Genomic DNA, 22,527 nt, shown 5'->3' on the forward strand with positions numbered 1-22,527 from the left:
CGCACGCCGTTCCGGTGCGGGTTAGCGTGCACACGATCACAGCCCGACCGCGCACCCAAGGAGCCTCCGACATGACCCGGCGCATCATCTTCAACGCCTTCGACATGAGTTGTGTCACCCACCAGGCGCCCGGTCTCTGGCGCCATCCCGACAACCAGGCGGACCGGTACAACGATCTCGACTACTGGGTCGACCTCGCCAGGCTCCTCGAGCGCGGGACCTTCGACGCGGTCTTCATCGCCGACGTGCTCGGTGTCTACGACGTGTACCGCGACTCCGCCGCCCCCGCTCTCGTCGACGCTGCGCAGGTGCCTCTCGGTGACCCCGTCATCCAGGTCTCGGCGATGGCCCAGGCAACCGAGAACCTCGGTTTCGGTGTCACTGTCGCCTCCACCTACGACCAGCCTTACCAGCTCGCCAGGCGGTTCTCGACGCTCGACCACTTCACGAAGGGTCGCATCGGATGGAACGTCGTCACCTCCTACCTCAACTCGGCCGCCAAGAACCTCGGGCTCGACCAGCAACTCGGGCACGATGACCGTTACGAGGTCGCCGAGGACTTCCTCGACGCGAGCTACAAGCTCTGGGAGGGGTCCTGGGAGGATGGCGCGGTGCTCCGCGACCGGGAGGCCGGAGTGTTCACCGACCCGGCCAAGGTCCACCCCATCTCGCACGAGGGTTCGTACTACAGGGTCCCGGGCATCCACCTGTCCGAGCCCAGCCCGCAGCGCACCCCGGTGATCTTCCAGGCCGGCGCATCGCCGCGCGGTCGCGAGTTCGCTGCTCGGCACGGCGAGGCGATCTTCATCAACGGCCTGCGCCCGGAGATCACCCGCAAAGCGACGGACGACATCCGCAACCGCGCCGAAGCACTCGGACGCCCTCGCGATTCAGTGAAGATCCTGACGCTGGCCACCGTGATCGTCGCGCCCACCGATGAGGAGGCGCAGGCGAAGTACGCGGAGTACCGCGAGTACGTGAGCCTCGAGGGCGCACTCGCGCTCTACGGCGGATGGTCTGGCCTCGACCTCTCGCAGTTCGACCCAGACGTTCCGCTCAAGTACGTGGACACGGATGCCGCGCGCTCCGCGCTCTCGATCTTCACGACCGCCGACCCCGAACGCGAGTGGACGCCGCGGGACATCGCCCACTACGTCGGGATCGGGGGCATCGGTGCGGTCATCGTGGGAAGCCCCTCGACCGTCGCGGACGAGCTCGAGCGCTGGGTGGAGGTGGGTGGGATCGACGGCTTCAATCTCGCCTACGTGGTGACGCCCGGCACGTTCGAGGACTTCATCGAACTCGCCGTCCCCGAGCTGCGGGCGCGCGGTCTCATGTGGGACGAGTACCCCGGGGGCACGCTCCGCGGGCGACTGCGCGGCGATGGGTCACCCGTGATCCCCGAGTGGCACCCCGCCCATGCGTACCGCGGCGCGTACGCCGACAAGCCCAGCACACTCGACGACGAACGCCCGTCGCCGCTGGAGAACGCACCTCGCGCGGAGAACACACAGAACAGACAGGAGAACGCATGACCGCCACCACCTCCCGCAGCTACTGGAGCGGCACGGCGCCGACAGAGGAGCTGGCCCACTGGAGCGGCGTGGCTGAACGAGTCGCGGCACAACTCGCCACCGACGCGCTCGAGCGGGACCGCCGCAATCTCGACCCGACGACGGAGCTGGATCTCCTGCGCGACGCCGGCCTGGTCGACCTGCTCCACCCCGTCGAGTTCGGGGGCGGTGGCGGCCACTGGGAGACCGCGTTCCGTGCAGTTCGGATCCTGTCGCGTGCCGATGCATCCGTCGCGCAGGTGCTCGCGTACCACTACATCAACTCGGCCAATATCGGCTTCGCCGCCGACCCGGTCTCGCAGCCCGACTGGTACCGCCGCACCGTGTCAGGCCACTGGGTCTGGGGTGACTCGGTCAACCCGGTGGACCCGGACCTCGTGCTCACCCCCGACGGTGACGGATACCGACTCGACGGCGTGAAGCGATTCTCGACGGGCGCCTCGGCGGGTGACGTCGTGCTCGCAGCGGCACTCGTGAAGGGCGGGGCGCGCGACGGTCGCCAGGTTTTCGCCGTGCTCGACCACGACCGGGAGGGCATCGAGTACCTCGGGGACTGGGACGCCCTCGGCCAGCGCCTCTCCGCGAGCGGCTCGGTGCGCTTCTCCGCGGTCGCCGTTGCTGAAGCGGACATCCTCGGCGAGTTGAGCGCGGAGCCCTTCGCGAATCTCATCACCCCGGGCATCCAGCTCGCGTTCGGCAACATCTACCTCGGTATCGCCGAGGGCGCGCTCGCGCAGGGCCTTGAGCTCACCCGCGCCCGAAAGAACGCGTGGTTCCTCAGCCAGGCGGAGACCTACCGGGATGACCCGTTCATCCAGCGCGTCGTCGGCGAATTCTCCTCCCACATCGCCGCCGTGGAGGCGCTGGCCGACCGTGCGGGGCGCCGATTCGACGAGACGGTCGCGCTCGGAGCGGCGACCACCCCCGAGGATCGCGGACGCATCGAGATCGAGATCGCCAAGCTCAAGGTGGTTGCGACCGAGGTCGGTATCGAGGTGGCAAACCGTATCTTCGAGATCACCGGATCGAGCTCGGCCAGGAGCTCGATCGGTCTCGACCTGTTCTGGCGCAACGTGCGCACCCACTCGCTGCACGACCCCGTCGACTACAAGAAGTTGGAGGTCGGAGCGTGGGAGCTCAACGGCCAGCTCCAGCCGATCTCGCTGTACACCTGATGGCCAGCGCAGCAGACGCACGCGCGAGGCTCCAGCCCGTGTTCGCCCGGATCGGTGCTGGAACCGTGGAGCGCGAGAGGACGCGCACCCTGCCCTACGCCGAGGTCGCGGCGTTGCTGGAGGCGGGCTTCGGTCGCCTGCGCATCCCGGTGGAGTTCGGCGGCGACGGCCTGGACTGGCCCGAGTTCGCGGAACTCCTCGTCGAGCTCGCCGCCCTGGACTCGAACCTCCCGCAGATCTTCCGTGGGCACATCGCCTACGTCGAGGACCTCATCTCCTCTCCCCCGAGCGACAGGCGCGAGCGGTGGCTGCGACGACTCGCCGGCGGCGAGCTCGTGGGCAACGCCTGGAGCGAGGTGGGCTCCGGTGCGCTCGGCACCAACAGCACTGTGGTGTCCACAGCCGAAGACGGGGAGCTTCGGGTCGACGGCCGCAAGTTCTACACGACCGGCAGCATCTTCGCCGACTGGATCGATGCGACGGCCACGCAGGGAGACACCACCGTCACCGTGCTCATCCCCCGTCATCAGCCCGGTGTCGTCGTGCAGGACGACTGGGATGGCTTCGGTCAGCCCCTCACGGGCACGGGAGGGGCTGTCTTCGACGGTGCCGTGGTCGACCCCGAGGATGTCGCGGCGTTCGATGCGCGCTTCCGCTACCAGACCGCCGTCTACCAGCTCGTGCTCCTGAGCGTTCTCGCGGGCATAGCCTCTGCCGTGGAACGGGATGCCGGCGAGCAGATCCGATCGCGAACACGCGTGTACAGCCACGGAACGGCCGCCCGCACGCACGATGACCCGCAGGTGCTCCAGATCGTGGGTGAGATCTCCGCCGCCGCGGCGGTGGCCCGGGCATCGGTGCAGGCGGTCGCGCGCGCGGTCCAGCACGCTGTCGACCTCTCCGGCGACCGGGACAGCCCTGAGGCCATCGAGGCGGTCGTCGCCGCCGAACTCGGCTCCGCGCAGGCTCAGATCGTGCTCTCCGAGCTCGTCACCCGGTCAGCTACCCGACTCTTCGACACCGTCGGAGCCTCCGCGATCAGCGGGTCGAAGCGGCTCGACCGGCACTGGCGCAACGCCCGCGCGGTGGCATCCCACAATCCCTGGATCTTCAAGGCCCGCGAGCTCGGCAACTGGTCGGTCAACGGCGTGGTGCCGGAGTTCATCTGGAGCGTGGGGGTCAAGCAGCCCGGCCCTCCCGCGGGGTGAGGGGGTCGCGTACCTCACACTCGTGAGACAGCGGAGGGCTCAGGCACCGTGCAGCAGGTCGCGCAGGATGTCGAGGCTGCCCTGGCTCGAGAGCCGCGGGTAGTTCCGCCTCTGCCGCAGCACCGGGGCCACGCGCGCGAGACGGCGCGCTGGGTACTGCGCACGCGCGGTCTCGAAGCGCTGCTTCGCGCGGGCGAGCTCGAGCACCTCCGTGGACAGCGGGATGCCCTCCAGCCGCTCGACCAGCGCGGACGACCGCGACGCCAGCCACTCGTAGCGAGTGCCGCGCGGTTCGAACATGCGGCGCATCAGGTGGCCGGGCGTCGGCCGCGCGACCCCAATCTGGTTGCCACCGTGCTGGCGGTAGTCGACAAGGGCGCGCTCATCCAGCCGCGCGCCACCGAGGGCGGCGGCGACGGCGGCGAGCCACTCGTCGTGGATCCAGCCATCACCGATCGGGAAGGCCGTGTCGACGAGGCGCCGACGGAAGACGACCGTCGCGCCCGTCGCGAGGTTCCGGCGGATGTAGACGCCGAAGGAGTGGCCCGCGACCAGCGCCCGGCGTTCCTCGACGCTCGCACGCAGCCAATCGAGCAGGCGCTGGCCGAGCGGTGCCCCCGCGCTGTCCACGAGCTCGGCGTCGTGGTGCAGGAACAGCAGTTGCTCGTCGACGGTGAAACGCGCGACGAGTTCCCCGAGCCTCCCCTCGTGCCAGCGGTCATCCTGGTCCGACAGGGCGACGAGGTCGCCGGATGCCGCCCCTATGGCCCGCGCGAAGTTTCCCGCAACGCCCAGCGACCTGGCGCCGGGCTCCAGCACGACGAGCCGCGTGCCGGGGTACTCCTCCGCCACCGCGCGAACGATCGCGAGCGTGTCATCCGTTGAACCGTCGTCGGCGACGACGAGCTCCTCGGGAGCGTGGGACTGCGACAGGATGCTGCGGAGCTGCTCCTCCACGTAGGCGGCACCGTTGTACGTCGCCATCGCGACGCTCACGGTCAGCGCCGACGGCGCGGGCGGCTCCGCCGAGCTCACGAGCCGAACCCGAGCCTCGAGCGCACCTTGCTCCAGGCGACCCGCACCCCTCCGTGGCGGAGGTGGAACAGTGTCTGGCGCACGTTGTGGGCGAGGCCGGAACGACGTCGCGAGCGGATCTGTGGCCGGGAGGGTCGCGGGTCACCTGTCCAGTCGGCCGCGTGCCGCGGATCGGCCATGAACCTCACGAGAGGCTCCAGCACGACGTCCCAGCGGAACCGCTCACGCACGCGCGCGATGTTCTCCCGCGCAGAGGCCGCGAACTGCTCGTCGAACAGCACGGTCTCGAGGGCGTCGGCGAGGGCATCCGCGTCCTCGGCGGGAACAACGATGCCGAGGCCCTCCGCACGAATGAGGTCGGCGAAGTGGTCCCCGTCGGTGACCACCATCGGCAACCCCGCCCAGAGGTAGTCGAGGATGCGCGTGCGGAACGAGAACGTCGTCTCGACGTGCGAGAAGTGCGTGCTCACGCCAGCGTCGGCCTCGAGCAGGTAGTTCTGGCGGTCGGCGTAGTCGACCCAGGAATCATTGAAGAACACGGCCTTGTCCGCAACGCCCAGCTCGGCCGCGAGCGCGCGCGATTCCGAGACGACCCGCATCTCGGGAACGTCGGGGTGGGGGTGCTTCGTGCCCTGGAAGAACAGGCGCACACCACCGCGACGCTTGTCCACCGTGGCGACGGCACGGATGAGCGTCGCCGGGTCGAACCAGTTGTAGAGCCCCCCGCTCCAGAGCAACACCTTGTCGTCCACTCCGAAGCCGGGGCGCACGCCCTTGAGCACATCGCGCTCGTGCACAGGCTCCTCGCCGGGGATGCCGAACGGCACCACAGACAGCAGCCCGTCGAAGTCGGGGTCGCCGTCGTACGTCGTCGGCGTGATGCGGCCGAGGGCCGCGAGCTGGCCGAGGTAGAAGTGCTTCTGCCGCTCGGACGCCGCCATGAAGAAGTCACCGCGAGCGAGCTGCTCGTTGAGCACCTCCGTTGCACCCTCCACCTGGGCGTGCCAGGTGGCCGGGCCGAGTTCGCGACCCTGCTCGAGCTGCTCGAGGTGCATGGGGTCGTAGATGTCGACGACGATCACCTTCGACGACTTCCGCAGCGACTCGAAGACCGACATCGCCGACCCCTGGAAGACGATCACATCGGCCCACGACTCGAGCTTCGAGAACTCGCGGTCGTTGCCGGATGCCACGTGCACGAGCCGGAACGGCGCATCCACCTGCTCGACCCCCGACAGGCTCACGAGGGTGACCTCGCTGGCAGCGGACAGCGCGAGCGCCATGTTCCACGCACGAATGGCCGGACCGGCGATCTTGGCGCCGATGGGGTCGCCCGTGACGACCACCACGCGGTTGGTGAGGCGGGGGGATGCCGCATCGAACGCCTCGACGAGGTTCTCGTAGCCCTGCAGGTACTTCTTCTCGTGGATGATCGGGGCGTCGTACTGGCCGAACAGGCTCCAGATCATCGCCTCGGAGACGACCCGGGTGCGCTGGATCTCCTCGCGCGACGCCTTCAGGGAGGGCAGCTCCTCGACGAACTGGTCGATCGCGTAGACCGCGGCGACCGTCTGCGTCGGGAACTCCATCGTCGGCTCGTCGCTGCCGCCCTTGCGCAGGTCGAAGTCCGTGGAGTCGAGCTCGCCGCGCGTGACTCCACGGCGGATGGAGAGGCCGAGGGCGGCGGGCAGCAGGTCGGCGAGCGCCGCCTGCCCGGCGTTCTTGTAGAGCGTGAAGAGCGCGTTGCGCTCGAGCAGGAAGGTCTCCTTGTGCGAACCGAACGCCGACATCGACGCGTGGTGCTTGTGGAAGGCGAGGGAGGCCGGCTCGTACACGAACCGATAGCCCGCGAGGTTGAGGCGCCAGCCGAGGTCGACGTCCTCGAAGAACATGAAGTAGCGCTCGTCGAAACCGCCGAGAGCCTCGTAGACACTCCGGCGCACGAACATCGCGGAGCCCGTGCCGAAGAGCACGTCCCGGGAGTGATCCGGCGTGCGCGGGATGCGCTCGGCCGTGAACGGCTTGTAGCCCATGCCGTACCAGGTCATCGCCGAGCCGATGTAGTCGACGAGCTCACCCTCCCAGTCGAGGACACGGCTGGCCACCGCACCGACCCTGTCGGATTCCTCGAAACGCGCCACGGCGGCCGCGATCCACTGCGGATCCGGCTTGGCGTCGTTGTTGAGCAGGGCGATGTACTCGCCGGAGGATGCCGCGACCCCCTGGTTGCAGCCACCGGCGAAGCCGTTGTTCGTGGTGGAGACGAGGAGGGTGACGTGGGGTGCAGCGGCGGCGATACGCTCGGCGCTGTCATCCCCCGACCCGTTCTCGACGACGACGATCTCCAGTCGGTCGGCCGGCCACTCGAGCTCGCCGAGCCGCTGGATGGCCTCGAGCGTGTCATCCGTGCCTCGGAAATTGACGAGTACGACGGAGACGACGCCGGGTCTCACGGTGGGCATTGCTGTCCTCTCGATGCGCTGGCGGTATCGCCGAGGCAGTCTAACAAGGGGGCAAAGCTATACTGGGGCGTTGCCCGACGAGAGACATGGACAGATGAACGCGCAGGAACGCTTTGCGATGCTGGAGCGCGAGCCCTTCCGGCGCGTCGGTGCCGGCGGTCGCACACCAACGGCTGGATTCCGGCAGCTCGGTGAGATCTTCCGCCACCGCGAGATGCTCAACCTCCTCGTGCGCCGCGATCTCAAGTCCCGGTACAAGGACAGCGCACTCGGGTTCCTCTGGACCCTCGCGCGCCCGCTCACGCAGATCGCGATCTACTACGTGGTCATCGGGCACTTCCTCGGCGCGGCTCGGGGCATCCCCGACTTCGCCATCTACGTCTTCACCGGCCTCACCGCGTACATGCTCTTCAGCGAGATCGTCGCTGGCGGCACCTCGTCGATCGTGGGCAACAGCGGTCTGATCAAGAAGGTCTACCTGCCGCGGGAGGTATTCCCGCTCGCGAGCGTGGGCTCCGCACTCTTCAACTTCGCGATCCAGCTGGGAATCCTCCTGCTCGCGACCATCGTGTTCGGTCGCATCCCGTGGCACTGGGAGATCGTCTACGTGCTCCCGAGCCTCGCCGTTCTCCTCGTATGGGGAATTGCCTTCGCGCTCCTGCTCTCGGCATGGAACGTCTACCTGCGCGACATCGGCTACCTCCTCGAGGTCGTCCTGCTCGTGCTCATGTGGGCATCCCCGATCGTCTACTCGTGGGGCATGGTGCGTGACGCCATCGTCGGCGGCCTGGGTGCTCCCTGGCTGCTCGAGGTCTACACCAACAACCCGATCACCCTCGCGGTGCTCGGGTTCCAGCGCGCCTTCTGGATCGGCGGAGACGGCCTCCCGACGCCCGACTTCCTGCTGCTCAGGATGGTGATCGCCTTCCTCATCGGACTCGTGTTCCTGGCGATCAGCCACCGAGTCTTCACCCGCCTGCAGGGCAACTTCGCCCAGGAACTGTAGGAGCAACCGATGGCCAGGACACTGCTCAACGCCCCCGAGGTCGTGCGCCTCGAGAACGTCTCGAAGCGCTTCGTCGTGCGTCGTGACAACTCGCTCAAGGAACGCCTCGTCACGTTCGGCCGCGCAGGCCGCACCCACCGCGAGGACTTCTGGGCGCTCAAGGACATCTCGCTATCCATCACTGCCGGTACCACCATCGGCCTCATCGGCCACAATGGTTCCGGTAAGTCCACGCTGTTGAAGGTCGTCGGCGGCATCCTCGAGTCCACGACAGGAACGGTCCACAACCGCGGCCGCATCGCCGCCCTGCTCGAACTCGGCGCGGGCTTCCACCCCGACCTCACGGGCCGCGAGAACGTCTACCTCAACGCCTCGATCCTCGGCATGTCGAAGGATGAGACGGACGAACGCTTCGAGGAGATCCTCGACTTCTCCGGCATCGGTGACTTCATCGACACCCAGGTGAAGTTCTACTCCTCCGGCATGTACGTGCGTTTGGCCTTCGCCGTCGCGGTGCACACGGAACCCGACATCCTCCTCGTCGACGAGGTGCTCGCGGTCGGTGACGAGGCGTTCCAACGCAAGTGCCTCGACAAGATCCGCGAGTTCCAGGAGGAGGGCTGCACGATCATCATCGTGACGCACGCCCTCGGCCAGGTCGTCGAGCTCTGCGACCGCGCCGTCCTGCTGAATCGCGGCGAGATCGTGATCGACGGCGACCCGAGCAAGGCGGTCGCGATGTTCCGCGACATCCTCGAGGAGCGCAGGCTCGAGAGCATCAAGCCGTCCGATCGGGATCGCGAGAACCTCGGCTTCACCGACATCGTCGTCACCGCGAGCGAGGAGGGCCCCCGCGGCGAGATCCTCCCGGGCGCCGACGTCACGTTCGACCTCAAGATCCACTCGGACCTCGACATGTCCGACATGGTCATCGCCGTGCACCTCAACACTCCGACAGGCCAGGATGTCTGGGGCACAACAACCAAGCGACTCGGCCTCACCCTCCCCAGCACGCCGGGCGACAGCACGCTGCGTTTCACTCTGCGCGACACGCGTTTCGGGCCCGGCAAGTACTTCATCAACCTGTCGATCATGGATCCGAGCGGCGTGCATCTGCACGATTGGCTGCAGGCCACCTCGTTCAACAGCCACGATCCGCGGAGTCACTACGGCATCGTCAACACCGAACCCGAGGCGGAGATCCTCGTCAGCTAGGCAAAATCACACGAGTAACACCAGTCACATAAGCCTCGCCAAACCCACTGGTTTACCGTAGGCTTTCCCCTGCTATCCGAGTGGGGGAATTCGATGGTGACTGCACGGGCCCGCGTGAGGCCGACATTCTGGGGAATGATGGCGACCGCAGCCGTCGTTCTCGCGACCCTCGTCGCCTCGCCCGCCGCGCCCGCTCAGGCGTTCACCGGTGCCGACTTCAACGCCGGGTACATCATCAGTGACGCGAACTTCTACGACGGCAACGCGATGTCGGAAGGCGACATCCAGTCCTTCCTCAGCGGCAAGATCGCCGAAGTCGGCGGCTGCAGCACCTCCAACTGCCTCGCCGTGTACCGCGCCAACACGGGATCCAAGCCCGCTGACATCCGTGCCGGTGGTGTCGTGGTCTGCAACGGCTACACCGCCGCAAGCAACGAGTCGGCCGCACGCATCATCTTCAAGGTGCAGCAGTCGTGCGGCATCAGCGCCCGCGTCCTGCTCGTCACCCTGCAGAAGGAGCAGAGCCTGCTCTCGGCGAAGTCGCCCACCAGCTGGCAGATGCAGGCCGCCATGGGCTACGGATGCCCGGACTCCACCCCCGGCGAGTGCGACGCTGGCTACTACGGCTTCTTCAACCAGGTCTACCAGGCCGCCTGGCAGCTCAAGCGCTACTCCGTGCCGGACTACTGGTACTTCAACTTCCGCCCCGGATCGAACTACATCCAGTACAACCCCAACCCCGACTGCGGTGGGTCGTGGGTGAACATCCAGAACAACGCGACCGCGGCGCTCTACAACTACACGCCGTACCAGCCGAACGCGGCATCCCTCGCGAACCTCTACGGCAGCGGCGGCAGCTGCGGAGCCCACGGTAACCGCAACTTCTGGACCTTCTACTACAACTGGTTCGGCAACCCCACCGGGTCTGCGCCCGTGCCGACCATCCCCAACATGCCGGCCTCCTCGCGCATCGCGGGTGCCGACCGGTATGAGACGGCCGTCGAGGTGTCCCAGCGCATCCCGGCCAGCACGGGGACGGTCTTCATCGCCAACGGCGTGAAGTTCCCCGACGCCCTGGCGGCTGCACCCGCCGCGGCTGTCGCCGGCGCTCCCGTGCTCCTCGTCAACGGCACCGACATACCCGCCTCGGTCTCGGCCGAGCTGCAGCGCCTCTCCCCCACGCGCATCGTGGTCGTCGGCAACGAGAGTTCCGTGTCGGCCGATGTCGCCTCGCAACTCGCCGCCTTCACGCCCGAGGTCGTACGCGTCGGCGGAGCGAACCGTTTCGAGACGGCCAGGATGCTCACCCAGTTCTTCCCGCGCGAGCGGGCCAGCGAGGCCTACGTCGTCAGCGGACTCGACTTCGCTGACGCGCTGGCGGCGGGGGCGGCAGCGGGCTCGAAGTCCGCGCCGATCATCCTCGTCGATGGTGCCGAGGGAAGCATCGACCAGGCCACGGCCGACGCACTCACCACGCTCGGAGTCACGAAGGTGACGATCGCGGGTAGCGACAAGACGGTCAGCGCGGGGATCGCGGCATCCATCGATGCCCTGCCGGATGTCACGGTCAACCGTCTCGGCGGGGCCAACCGCTACGCCACCGCTGGGCTGATCGCCCGGGATGCCTTCCCGACGAGCAGCACGGTGTACCTCGCGGCCGGCACGTCGTTCCCCGACGCCCTCTCCGCGGCGGCCCTGGCCGCCACGACCCGGTCGGCGCTCATCCTGACCCAGCCCACGTGCGTGCGCCGGAGCACGGGTGCCGACATCACCGCGTTCGGTGCGAGCTCAGTTGTACTGCTGGGCGGAACCCCCACCCTCAGCGAGGGTGTCGCCCGCTACGAGGCCTGCGACTAGCGGAGTGACTCCGGCCGGGGACTGCTACTCGTAGTCCGCCGCGAGGAGTCGCTGGAGGTAGGTTCCGTAGCCGCTCTTCTGCAGCGGTGCCGCGAGCACGGCGAGCTGGGCGTCGTCGATCCAGCCCGCGCGCCAGGCGATCTCCTCGATGCACCCGATCTTGAAGCCCTGCCGGTCCTCGATCACGCGCACGTACTCGGAGGCCTGCATCATCGACTCGAAGGTCCCGGTGTCGAGCCAGGCCGTTCCACGGTCGAGAACCTGCACCTGAAGGCGACCAGCCTCGAGGTAGCGCTCGTTGATCGTCGAGATCTCGAGCTCGCCGCGGGCGCTCGGCTCGATCGTCTTGGCGATCTTCACCACCTCGTTGTCGTAGAAGTAGAGGCCGGGCACCGCGTAGTTGCTCTTGGGCTTGACCGGCTTCTCCTCGATGGAGATCGCGACGTTGTTGTCGTCGAACTCGACAACGCCGTACGCCGTGGGATTGGCCACCTGGTACGCGAAGATCAGGCCGCCATCGATGTCGCCGTTGTTGCGCAGCGAGCTGCCGAGGCCCGAACCGTGGAAGATGTTGTCGCCGAGAACGAGGGCGACCGACTCGTCGCCGATGAACTCCTCGCCGATGATGAACGCCTGCGCGAGACCGTCCGGACTCGGCTGCACCGCGTACTCGAGGCGGATGCCGAGGTCCGATCCGTCACCCAGCAGCGCGCGGAACTGGTCGTTGTACTCGGGGGTCGTGATGATCAGGATCTCGCTGATGTCGGCCATCATGAGCGTCGACAGGGGGTAGTAGATCATCGGCTTGTCGTAGATGGGCATGAGCTGCTTGGAGATGCCCTTGGTGATGGGCCACAAACGCGTGCCGGACCCGCCGGCGAGGATGATTCCGCGCATCAGTTCGCGCCTCCCGTGTCCGCGGCCCGGGACAGGCTCGCGTAGTACTCCCTCATGTCGTCCCAGGTGGGGAGGAGCCCCTGCTCGGCCGCCTCGGCGAGAGTCGGGGCATCCGTGTCCTTGGGAGACAACAGGGGCTCACCAGCCTCAGGCGGGAACACGAGGCCGATGCCCACATCGAGCGGGTCGATGCCGTGCTCACCGGTGGGGTTGTAGGTGTCGGAGACGAGGTAGCTCACGACGGCGCCCTCGGTGAGGGCGACGAAGGCGTGACCGAGCCCCTCGGAGAGGTAGATGGCGCGGCGGTCGACGTCGTCGAGCAGCACTGAATCCCACTGGCCGAAGGTCGGAGAGCCCACGCGGATGTCGACGACGTAGTCGAGCACTGCACCGTGCGTGCACGTGACGTACTTGGCCTGGCCGAGCGGCACGTCGGCGAAGTGGATGCCACGAACGACACCCTTCTTCGACACGGAGGTGTTCGCCTGCCGGAGCGTGAGGGGGTGCCCGACCGCCTCGGAGAGCTTGTCGAACCTGTACCACTCGAGGAAGACCCCACGGTCGTCGCCGCGGATGATGGGAGTGATCTCGTACGAGTCCGGAATGGACAGCTCTCTAATCTGCACCGAGCGAGTCTACCGGGCCGCGCGGAGAGCGCGGAGGTCGTCCTCCGTATAGGTGGCGGCGATCTGGGCGTCGTTGCCGCCCTCCCAGAGGTTCGACATGTAGAGCCCACCCGCCTGCGTCTCCGGAACGAACGGGAAGATCCTCGGGGTCTCGGTCACCTGCGCGACGGGGATTCCCGCCGAGATGGCGATCCTGTGCAGCCAGACATCGTCAGCCTTGGGCGCGATCTCGAGGAACGCCGTGCCCGCCTCGCGGAGCAGGTCGAGTACGCGTGGCGGGAACACCTGGCCGGACACGGACGTGCCGAAGGTGCGCAGGCTCGGCTCGGTGGAGGTGCAGGGCGTCCATGACTCGTAGGGTGCGATCCGGTCCCCCTCGAACTCGATGTGGTGGGCCCGGAGGCAGTGCACGATGTCGGGATCCTGGCGTGCGGCTGCCGCGAGCTCGGCGAGCCAGGTTGGCGGGTAGAGCTTGTCGTCGTCGCTCGTGACGAGCGGGCGCGAGTGACGATCGATGCTCGAGACGTAGGGGTAGTACTTGGTGTGAACGCCGAGACCGGGCTCGACCTGGCGCACCTCGACACCTCGGCGCATGAGCCTGCGCAGGGCACGTGAGGGCCGCAGCGATGGGTCGTCGAGCCAGAGAATGAGACGACCCGGGCGTTCGACTCCGCTCGCGATCGACTCGAGCGCGACGTGAACCCGACGGAACCTGTCACCGTGGGTGGTCATCGTCACGACCATCTCGGAGTCCGGATCGATGGCGCTGCGCCGGGAGAACCTGTTCGACCGGTCGAGCTCCCGGAGGTACTGACGTACCTCGGGGTAGATCGGGCGATCGTCGAACCCCGGCGGCGGGGGCGGCTGCACCACGCCCAGCTTCTCCGCGAGGGCGCGGACCCCGGGAATGCGACCGACCGCGCGTCGCACGCGCGCCACCGCTCCGAGCGGCCCTGCGTCAGCGGGAGGCACGGAGAGCCTGCAGGTCGGAGGGCGAGTAGGTGGCCGCGAACTGCTCGTCGTTCTCGCGGCCCCACACGTTCGTGATGAAGAGACCGGAGGCCTGGGTGCCGGGGACGAGCGTGAAGTGCTGGGTCTCCGCGGTGACCTGGGCCACGGGCATCCCGTTGCTGATGGCCACCCAGTGCACCCAGATGTCATCGTTCATGGGCGAGACCTCGCGGAACGCCTCGCCCTTCTCGCGGAGCAGGTCGAGCAGACGCGCGGGGAAGAGCTGGCCCGAGACGGAGGTGCCGAAGTTGAGGGGGCTCGCGTCGATGGTGCTCGTGGGCTGCCACTCGCTGTACGGCAGCAGTCGCTCGCCCTCGAAGTCCATGCGGTGAGCGCGGTAGCAGACGATCGCGTCCGGCTCCCGGGAAGCCGCGGCCGCGATGCCCGCAAGCCAGTCCTTCGGGTAGATGATGTCGTCGTCGCTCGTGACCATGGGCACCTCGTGCCGCGCCTCGGACCGCGCGTACGGGAAGTACTTGGTGTGGACGCGCAGTCCGTGCTCGACCGTGATGATCTCGAGGCCGCGACGCTGGAGACGGCGAAGAGCCGGCGTGATCGCGATGGTGGGGTCATCGAGCCAGAGGATGAGTCTGCGCGGCTTCAGCGAGCCACGGGCGATCGATTCGAGGGCCACGTGCACGCGGCGGGCACGCTGGCCGTATGTCGTCATCGAGACGACGAGCGGGGTGGATGCCTCGACCACGGGCTCGCGGGAGAACCGGTTGCGCCACGACAGTCGCGCCATCTCGACGACGTCGGCCACGGTCTGCGGAGTGTCGTCGTAGCCCTTCAGGGAAGGCCTGAGACCCAGGCGTCCCGCGAGCCACTTGGCACCGGGAATCCTTGCCACCGTGGATCGTAACGACACGATTCCACTGTAACCCGATGTTCCGGGGGCGGATGCTCGGTCTCCTCCTAGCAGGAGCGAAGCGCGAACACGCTCGCGTCGAGCGTGCTGGAGCTACCCAGGAGGTGCACTGTGGTCACACCCATCGTCCTCATGGCCGCGAGCGTCTCCGGCGGCACGCAGTTGTTGCGCACCACGAAGAGGGGAACGCCCTGCTGGCCCGCCAGCGCAGCACCCGAGAGGGCGTCCGCGAAGCCGGTACCAACGGCGAGGTATGCCGAGGTGGAGGAGCTGAAGGCATTCTGGTTGATCGCGACGGAGGTGACGTAGCGGTTCACGCCCTCGAGCCTCTGGACGCTCACGTTCGGGATGGCGTCGATCGCGTTCGCGATACCCGTCGAGACCGAGAGGCTCGAACCGGTGATCCTCACGTCGGTGACACCCAGCTGGACGAGCAGGTTGCGCGTGGCGGTGTCGAGGGTGGGAGCGGTGCCATTGACGAGGATCACGGGAGCCGAGACATCCCCGGCTGCCGCCGCCGCGGAGAGGGCGTCGGGGAAGTTCTCACCGGTCGCCACATAGGCCTTGGTGCTCGTGCCGAACCGCGAGCTGACGAGCAGGGATGTCGCGTATCGGTTCGCCCCGGCCACTCGCTCGACCGTCGCCGAAGAGTCGAGACCCTGTACGAGTGACCTGACCGAGTCGAACACGGAGTCGGAGATCGAGTCCGGGCCTCCGAGAATGACGACCTTGTCGGGCTGCACGGCCGCGATCGCGTCCCTGATCGACTGCGGCAGCACGCCGGGCTCGGTCAGCAGAAGGGGTGCGTTGCTGGCGCCCGCGAGGGAGGCTGCGCTCAGGGCATCCGGGTACTTCTGGCCGTTGGCGAGGTACACCGTGTTGGAGCCGGAGAACCTGCTGGCGATCGCGGCGGACGTCTCGTAGCGGTTGGCACCGAAGATGCGGTCAACGGTCATTCCCCGCTTGACGAAGCCCGTGGTCGGGCTCGACGTCGAGTACGTGCCGTAGCGCGCCACCGCCGAGAACGAGTGGATGCCCGTGGGGAGCGAGGAGACGTTGACCGACCAGGAGCCGGTGCTTGCGCTGACGTTCACCGTGGAGAAGACCGAGGACGACCCGTCGACGTAGAGGTCGACTCTGTAGTCGACGCCAGCGCCGGGCACCGATCCGTTGATCGCGGTGTCGCTGCCGCCGGAAGCCGAAATGGATGTAACAGTCGGGGGTGCCACCGTCGCGGCTATCTCCCAAGTCGATGAATAGTTCTGCGTCACACTCGGGCCACCAGCGGAAGACACAAGCGGAAAGAACCCCGCATAGCTTCCGTTTACATACGGGTGTCCCTGGTTGTCGTAATAGACCGTGTAGTCCTTGTTGCACCCCCCTGGAGTAGTCGTCCATGAGGTGATTCCCAGCCCCTTTCCACCCGGGGCAATGGCAATTCCGCCACTATCCCCAGGAAGAACGCACAGGGCCGCCACGATCGAATTCACCTGGACACCGTCCACGCTCGCGGTGTAGTCGACGTCAACGATCGGACCGCACGCCCATCCTGTGCGGCTACCCGACTTACACGTGGTCTGGCCTTCGATTGCCGCAGACCGGCCGGTTACAAGGTCGGGAGTGCTGGAAAGGGGAGCGCCCGAGCCCATCCCCCAGGTGAGAGCACTGCTCTTCTGAACTATGCCGGAACCACCCGAGCTGATGCGCCCCACATCGTTCCCTGAGCCGAATACCGACGTTCCAGGCACCTGAGCCCCGATCGTCGCCCCGACGGTACCAACCTGGCCTGGGGACGTCTGATTGAAAATGAACGCGTTTCCGGTCATGTCGGCGGTGCAGTGCCCTGCGGTTGCGAACTGTGGTGCACCCGTGGAGAGAAGATATCCGGTGAACCCCACCGAACATTGGTGACGGTACTGCGAGTCTTGCCAGATCCAGCCTTGTCCGTCGTAGAGGTCCGCAGCGAACTCGGGCGTCTGCGTCGCCGGCTGCCAGAGCGGGTCTGGCTCGCCGAATTCTGCGGTCGCACCTGTTGATTCAACGAGCGATGCGTCCTCGAGTGAATCAACATTGACCACCAGCTCAGTACCCTCAAGTCGCGAGCCAAGTACCTCGACCCCCGAGGCCTCTATCGAGTCGACAACCTCGACCGCCACCACTGCGGCCGCTCCTTGAGCAAGGTACTGCTCTGGGGTCAGGTCAGTATCTCGCTCGAGAGCTGCGAGCAGGTCGGTGGGCAGGTCAGCAACATCGTCAACAAAATCCGCTGCGTCATAAACCGGCATGTGCTCAAGCCCTGGCACCTCGTCCGCGAGAGCGGGCGTGGGTGCCAGGAAAGTCGCAACAACCAGTGCGAGGCCAGCCGGCACGGCCACAGCGCGAAGTCCTACAGCTGACATCTCGTTCCCCCCGTGAGCCATCGTCAGAATGAGGCTCTCAGCACTGATCTTAGGATGCCGCCGGTAACATCAGTGTTCATGCCTGCAGCCAGTGGAGAACGATCGGGCGAGCCCGCGATCGTCGTACTCCTGGCAACCCACAACGGAGTGCGTTGGCTGGACGAGCAAGTCGACAGCATCCTCGCCCAGGAGGGCGCTCGGGTTCGCGTCGTGGCGCTCGATGACGGGTCGACGGATGGCACGCCGGAGTGGCTCGCCGCGCGCGCGGCATCCGAACCCCGACTGACGGTCCTCACGGATGACGGGACCGGCGGGAGTTCGGCCCGCAACTTCTACCGGCTCATCGACACCGCCACGATCCATGAGGGCGAACTCGTGGCGTTCTCCGACCAGGACGACGTGTGGCAGCCCGACAAGTTCTCGCGACACGTTGCCCTCCTCGAGCAGGGGAACGCGGGCGTCTCGTCGAGTGTGCTCTCGTTCTGGAGCAACGGGCGCACCGAACTCGTGCGCAAGGACTACCCCCAACGCGAGTTCGATTACCTCCTCGAGAGCCCTGGGCCTGGCTGCAGCTTCCTCATGACCCCGGAGCTCTTCGCGCTCGTGCGCGAGACCCTCCGCACGAGCGAGGATGCACGGCAGGTCGAGTACCACGACTCCCTCATCTACGCCATCGCGCGAGGGCGTGGCCTGCGCTGGCACATCGACGGGTACCCGAGCGTGAACTACCGCCAGCACGACGACAACGTGCTCGGGTCGAACCAGGGCGCGAGCGCCGCGCTCGAGCGTCTCCGGCTCATCCGCGAGCACTGGCTCCGCCGCCACGCGACCCTGCTCACCCGTGTTGCCCTGCACGTTGCGCCCGAGGAGAGCCGGCCGGAGCTGCGTCGCATCCTCGGCTATCTGACCGGCGATGGGTGGCGCAATCGGCGCCAGCTGGCCCGTCTCACCCCCCGGTTGCGGCGGCGACCGCGCGATCAGCGGATAATTGGACTGCTCATAACGATTGGTATCTGGTAACTCCATGAAAATTCTCGTCACCGGCGGTGCCGGTTTCATCGGCTCGAACTTCGTCCGGCGCACCCTGCAGGACGCCTACCCGGGCCTCGAGGGTGCCGAAGTCGTCGTCTACGACGCCCTCACCTACTCCGGCAACCTCGAGAACCTGGCGCCCGTCGCCGACTCGCCCCGCTACTCGTTCGTCAAGGGCGACATCCGCGACGCCGAGCTGCTGGATGCCACTCTCCCCGGCATCGACGCGATCGTGCACTTCGCCGCCGAATCCCACGTGGACCGCTCCGTGCGCGACTCCGGCATCTTCGTCGAGACCAACGTGCTCGGCACGCAGCGCCTCCTCGACGCTGCCCTCCGTCACGGCACCGAGCGCTTCGTCCACGTCTCCACCGACGAGGTCTACGGCTCGATCGCCGAGGGATCGTGGGACGAGGAGCGCCCGCTCGAGCCCAACTCGCCCTACTCAGCGTCGAAGGCGGGCAGCGACCTGCTCGCACGCAGCTACTTCCGCACCCACGGCCTCAACCTGTCGATCACGCGGTGCTCGAACAACTACGGCCCGTACCACTTCCCCGAGAAGGTCATCCCGTTGTTCGTCACGAACCTCATCGATGACAAGCACGTGCCGCTGTACGGCGAGGGCAACAACATCCGCGACTGGCTGCACGTTGACGACCACACCCGCGGTATCGCCATGGTGCTCACGCGCGGGCGCGCTGGTGAGATCTACAACATCGGGGGCGGCACGGAGCTCACCAACAAGGAGCTCACCCAGCTGCTGCTGGATGCCACGGGCAAGGACTGGTCGTACGTCGACCGCGTCGCCGACCGGCTCGGCCATGACCTCCGCTACTCGGTGGACATCTCCAAGATCCGCGCGGAACTGGGCTACGAGCCCCAGGTGCCGTTCGAGCAGGGCCTCGCCGACGTCGTCCAGTGGTACCGCGACAACCGAGCATGGTGGGAGCCGCTGAAGGCTCGCGCTGCACTCTAGAGTGACGCGGCAGGGCGTGCGGGGCTGGTTCCGCGCCAGCACCCTCGTGGTGCTGGGCGCGGTGCTCGTCGGCGGCACGCTGCGGGTACTCGGCACGAGCTGGGGCCTTCCCCTGGGGTTGCATCCCGACGAGTGGACCATCGTTCAGGGTGCGCTCGACCTTGCGCAGCGCAACTCGTTCGAGCCCTCGCTGTTCCTGCGTCCCGACCACGTCGAGATCAAACTGAGCTTCCTCGCGTACACGCTGTACGCGGTGATACTCCATGGCGTACCCGTGCCCGTGGCGTACGCGGACGACCCGGCGACGTTCCTGCTCATCTCGCGCCTGATCACCGCGGTCCTCGGCACCGCGATGATCGTGATGGCCGCGCTCATCGGTCGTCGCTTCTCGCGCCCGGTCGGTGCGATCGCCGCAGTGCTGTTCGCGATCTTCCCGCCGTTCGTGCTGAGTTCGCACTACGCGACCCCGGACATCCCGCTCGCGCTCGCGTCGATGATCGTGATCCTCGCGCTCATGTACTACGTGTCGAAGCCCGGCTACGTGAGTCTTCTCGTGGCGAGCGCGGGAGTCTCCCTCTCGATCGCCATCAAGTACCCGGGCGCGATCTCGGCGACGATGATCGCCATCGTCGTGGTGGTTCTCGCGATCCGTGACCGGCGACCGCTTCGCATCCTGAGCCATGGCGCGGCCGCGATCGCCGGTGTCGTGGCGTTCCTCTTCACGATCTCCCCCGTGCTCTTCACCAACGTGACCGGCGTGATCGCCGCGATCCAGAAGGAGGCACGTACCGAGCACAGCGGGGCTGACGGGCTCGGATGGGGCGGCAACCTGCTCTTCTACGCTGAGGGCTTCTTCCTCGTCGCGGGAGTGCTGCTCACGGCAATCTCGATCCTCGGCGTCGTGCTCGCGATCCGCATGCGCGCCCTTGTGGCGCTCCCCCTCGCACTCGGGTTCCTCACGTGGGTCATCCTGAGTGCTGTCGCGTTGCACTGGGATCGTTGGGCGATCCCCATGTACCTGTCGCCGCTGCTGTTCGCGTCCGTCGGAGGGTGGTACGCGTACCGTTTCGTGGGCCAGCGGTATCCCGAGTGGAGGTGGCGACGACTCGTCACGATCATCGTGTCGGCGCTTGTGCTCCTCAACCTCGCCGCGGGATCGGTGGCCACGGTCGCCCGTCTGCTGGCCACGGACTCGCGCAACGAGGCCGCGCAGACCTTCGCCGATCTCGGCATCACCCCCGACAATTCGGTCGACGAGGGCTACTCGCCCCTCGTGCCCAATGGCCCCATGTACCTCGATGACGTCGTGAAGTGGGAGGACGGGCGGATCGTCCCCGCGTACGAGGGCAAGAAGTTCATCCTGTTGTCCAGTTGCCTCCACGACAGGTTCTGGACCGCGGAGAAGTACGCCGACGAGCGCGCGATGTACGACGCCATCCGATCGGACTACCCCCTCGAACTGACGGTGGAGACCGTTCCGGCACGCCAGAGGACCGGCATCGAACCCTGGAACGTCGCGACCGCGATCGCGGAGACGGCGGCGTTCGCGAACGGCGGGCTCGGGGGCTGCACCCTCGAGGTCTACCGCATCACGGACTGACGCCCTGCGACTCCTCCGCATCGCCGTCCGGAGACGATGGCGCCACGGGTCGCCGGAACGACACGTGCTTGTGCCCGAAGTAGCTCACGAGTGTCGTGACGACGAGGCTGATCGCCTGGGCGACGAGCGGATGCAACCCCACAACCTCGACGAGGAGTGGCAGGAGCAGCGCGTTGAGCCCGATGGCGACCAGGTTGACACCCACGAATCTCACGAAGTCGGTGAGCACCCGGCCACGGACCACGAACACGAAGGTGCGGTAGAGCCAGAACGCGAGGGTGATCGATACGGCGTAGGACAGCGCCAGGGAGATCAGGTAGCCGAAGGGGACCTGCGCGAAGACCCACACCGTGAGGGCGCCGAAGACGAGGTATCCGACCGCGGTGTTCGTCGCACCGACCGCAAGGAAGCGGAGACGGTGGTCTCGCAGCAGCCGAGCGAGCGCTGAGGGCTCGTCGGGGGCTGGCGGTCGCGTCATCCGTTCGCTCGCGGGCTGTTGGCCGCGTACACGTCCTGGACGCTGTAGAGCGGCCGGTTCTGCACCTCGGTGTAGATGCGGCCGATGTAGCCGCCCAGCACACCGAGCATGATCAGCTGGATGCCGCCGACGAGGAACACGGAGATGACGATGAATGTCCAGCCGTCGATCACCGTCTCGGGGAAGAAGATCTTGACCGTCAGGGCGTACAGCGCGCCCAGCAGGCTGAGGATCGCCATGCCGTACCCGAGGCGGCTGATCGCCTTGAGGGGCGCGCTCGAGAAGCTGAAGAAGCCGTCGAGGGCGAAGGCCCACATCCTCCTGAGCGGGTATCCCGTCTCCCCCGCGTTGCGCTCGTCGCGATCGAAGTAGACGCCCGTCTGCTTGAACCCGATGCTGCTGACCATTCCGCGCAGGAAGCGATTGCGCTCCGTGTACCGCTTCAACTCCTCGGCGACGCGACGGTCGATCAACCGGAAGTCGCCGGTGTTCCTGGGGATGTGGATGTCGGCGACGCTGTGGAGGAGCCAGTAGAAGGCATGGGCGGTGGCGCGCTTGAACAGCGAGTCCTTGCGACTGGCCCGGATCGCGTAGACGACGTCGAAGCCCTCCTCCCACTTCGCGATGAGGTCGAGGCTGACCCTGGGCGGGTCCTGCAGGTCGCTGTCCATGATGACGATCGCGTCGCCGTCCGCGTAGTCGATGCCTGCGGTGACCGCGATCTGGTGTCCGTAGTTGCGCGCGAAGTCCACGACGACCACCGAGGGGTCCTGCTCCTGGATCTGCTTGAGCTGCTCGAGCGATTCGTCTCGCGAACCGTCGTTGACGAACACGAACTGGAGCTTGTAGCGGTCGGTGAGGGGTCGCGTGACATCCTTGACCGTCTCGTAGAGGAGGGGGATGTTCTCCGCCTCGTTGTAGATCGGGAAGATGTAGGAGATCGTCTTCATATCGCTGCGCGGCCTCACCTTTCTGCGTTGTACCGTAACACTCCCCGCGGGAGCCTCGGCTGGCCGCGGTGCCCTCGCACGCTCGAGGGGAACCCGCTGGCTGTGGACGATGTTCCGGGGTTCTCAGGTGGGTGTGAGACGATCGGTCTACGACACGG

At 67.0% G+C, this 22,527-nt stretch carries 18 protein-coding genes; 9 read left to right on the top strand and 9 right to left on the bottom strand.

What is annotated here, in order from left to right; all coding sequences use genetic code 11:
- Nucleotides 1–71 precede the first annotated feature (71 nt).
- From HDC94_RS13580 to HDC94_RS13590, 3 genes are read left to right on the top strand one after another with little or no spacing between them, the layout of a single operon-like run.
- Nucleotides 72–1,535, top strand: a complete 1,464-nt coding sequence (locus HDC94_RS13580) for an LLM class flavin-dependent oxidoreductase (protein ID WP_179498452.1) — start codon at nt 72–74, stop codon at nt 1,533–1,535.
- Entirely contained in the window at nt 1,532–2,749 is a 1,218-nt protein-coding gene (locus HDC94_RS13585) for an acyl-CoA dehydrogenase family protein (RefSeq protein WP_179498454.1), read from the top strand. Before HDC94_RS13580 ends, HDC94_RS13585 begins: the two co-directional genes overlap by 4 nt.
- Nucleotides 2,749–3,957, top strand: coding sequence for an acyl-CoA dehydrogenase family protein (locus HDC94_RS13590; protein WP_179498456.1), 1,209 nt, complete (start codon nt 2,749–2,751; stop codon nt 3,955–3,957). The genes HDC94_RS13585 and HDC94_RS13590 overlap by 1 nt, the downstream gene beginning before the upstream one ends.
- Nucleotides 3,958–3,996: 39 nt before the next feature.
- Here HDC94_RS13590 and HDC94_RS13595 read toward each other — a convergent pair whose 3' ends face one another.
- Both HDC94_RS13595 and HDC94_RS13600 read right to left on the bottom strand, forming a co-directional pair.
- Nucleotides 3,997–4,992, bottom strand: coding sequence for a glycosyltransferase (locus tag HDC94_RS13595; RefSeq protein WP_308495732.1), 996 nt, complete (start codon nt 4,990–4,992; stop codon nt 3,997–3,999).
- Nucleotides 4,989–7,454: a glycosyltransferase gene (locus HDC94_RS13600; protein ID WP_179498458.1), complete on the bottom strand. Its 2,466-nt coding sequence runs from the start codon at nt 7,452–7,454 to the stop codon at nt 4,989–4,991. The genes HDC94_RS13595 and HDC94_RS13600 overlap by 4 nt, the downstream gene beginning before the upstream one ends.
- A gap of 94 nt (nt 7,455–7,548) precedes the next feature.
- On the opposite strand from HDC94_RS13600, the gene HDC94_RS13605 reads away from it, so the two are divergent.
- From HDC94_RS13605 to HDC94_RS13615, 3 genes are all read left to right on the top strand, one after another.
- Nucleotides 7,549–8,460, top strand: a complete 912-nt coding sequence (locus HDC94_RS13605; RefSeq protein ID WP_179499115.1) for an ABC transporter permease — start codon at nt 7,549–7,551, stop codon at nt 8,458–8,460.
- Between the two features lie 9 nt (nt 8,461–8,469).
- Nucleotides 8,470–9,675, top strand: coding sequence for an ABC transporter ATP-binding protein (locus HDC94_RS13610; RefSeq protein ID WP_179498460.1), 1,206 nt, complete (start codon nt 8,470–8,472; stop codon nt 9,673–9,675).
- A gap of 135 nt (nt 9,676–9,810) precedes the next feature.
- Entirely contained in the window at nt 9,811–11,532 is a 1,722-nt protein-coding gene (locus tag HDC94_RS13615; protein WP_179498462.1) for a cell wall-binding repeat-containing protein, read from the top strand.
- Nucleotides 11,533–11,556: 24 nt separating this feature from the next.
- On the opposite strand, the gene rfbA is transcribed toward HDC94_RS13615, so the two are convergent.
- The 5 genes from rfbA to HDC94_RS13640 are packed head-to-tail and all read right to left on the bottom strand — an operon-like array spanning nt 11,557 to nt 17,333.
- Nucleotides 11,557–12,429, bottom strand: coding sequence for a glucose-1-phosphate thymidylyltransferase RfbA (gene rfbA / locus HDC94_RS13620; protein ID WP_179498464.1), 873 nt, complete (start codon nt 12,427–12,429; stop codon nt 11,557–11,559).
- Entirely contained in the window at nt 12,429–13,055 is a 627-nt protein-coding gene (locus HDC94_RS13625; RefSeq protein WP_179498466.1) for a dTDP-4-dehydrorhamnose 3,5-epimerase family protein, read from the bottom strand. Before HDC94_RS13625 ends, rfbA begins: the two co-directional genes overlap by 1 nt.
- A gap of 9 nt (nt 13,056–13,064) precedes the next feature.
- Nucleotides 13,065–14,027 (bottom strand): glycosyltransferase, encoded by a 963-nt coding sequence (locus tag HDC94_RS13630; RefSeq protein ID WP_179498468.1) that lies wholly within the window; start codon nt 14,025–14,027, stop codon nt 13,065–13,067.
- Nucleotides 14,014–14,934, bottom strand: coding sequence for a glycosyltransferase family 2 protein (locus tag HDC94_RS13635; protein WP_179498470.1), 921 nt, complete (start codon nt 14,932–14,934; stop codon nt 14,014–14,016). The genes HDC94_RS13630 and HDC94_RS13635 overlap by 14 nt, the downstream gene beginning before the upstream one ends.
- 47 nt (nt 14,935–14,981) lie before the next feature.
- Nucleotides 14,982–17,333: a cell wall-binding repeat-containing protein gene (locus HDC94_RS13640; protein WP_179498472.1), complete on the bottom strand. Its 2,352-nt coding sequence runs from the start codon at nt 17,331–17,333 to the stop codon at nt 14,982–14,984.
- 78 nt (nt 17,334–17,411) lie between these two features.
- On the opposite strand from HDC94_RS13640, the gene HDC94_RS13645 reads away from it, so the two are divergent.
- Genes HDC94_RS13645 through HDC94_RS13655 form a run of 3 tightly spaced genes read left to right on the top strand, consistent with a single transcriptional unit; the run spans nt 17,412 to nt 20,941 of the window.
- Nucleotides 17,412–18,353, top strand: coding sequence for a glycosyltransferase (locus tag HDC94_RS13645; protein ID WP_179498474.1), 942 nt, complete (start codon nt 17,412–17,414; stop codon nt 18,351–18,353).
- A gap of 4 nt (nt 18,354–18,357) precedes the next feature.
- Complete coding sequence (gene rfbB, locus HDC94_RS13650) at nt 18,358–19,341, top strand: dTDP-glucose 4,6-dehydratase (protein ID WP_179498476.1); 984 nt, start codon at nt 18,358–18,360, stop codon at nt 19,339–19,341.
- 16 nt (nt 19,342–19,357) lie between these two features.
- Complete coding sequence (locus tag HDC94_RS13655; RefSeq protein ID WP_179498478.1) at nt 19,358–20,941, top strand: glycosyltransferase family 39 protein; 1,584 nt, start codon at nt 19,358–19,360, stop codon at nt 20,939–20,941.
- On the opposite strand, the gene HDC94_RS13660 is transcribed toward HDC94_RS13655, so the two are convergent.
- Both HDC94_RS13660 and HDC94_RS13665 read right to left on the bottom strand, forming a co-directional pair.
- On the bottom strand, nt 20,931–21,419 hold the full coding sequence (locus HDC94_RS13660) for a GtrA family protein (RefSeq protein ID WP_179498480.1): 489 nt from the start codon (nt 21,417–21,419) through the stop codon (nt 20,931–20,933). The two genes, HDC94_RS13655 and HDC94_RS13660, sit on opposite strands and share 11 nt — an antisense overlap.
- Nucleotides 21,416–22,369 (bottom strand): glycosyltransferase family 2 protein, encoded by a 954-nt coding sequence (locus HDC94_RS13665; protein ID WP_179498482.1) that lies wholly within the window; start codon nt 22,367–22,369, stop codon nt 21,416–21,418. Before HDC94_RS13665 ends, HDC94_RS13660 begins: the two co-directional genes overlap by 4 nt.
- Between the last annotated feature and the right edge of the window lie 158 nt (nt 22,370–22,527).

The sequence above is a fragment of the Leifsonia sp. AK011 genome (assembly GCF_013410945.1).
Taxonomy (GTDB): Bacteria; Actinomycetota; Actinomycetes; order Actinomycetales; family Microbacteriaceae; genus Rhodoglobus.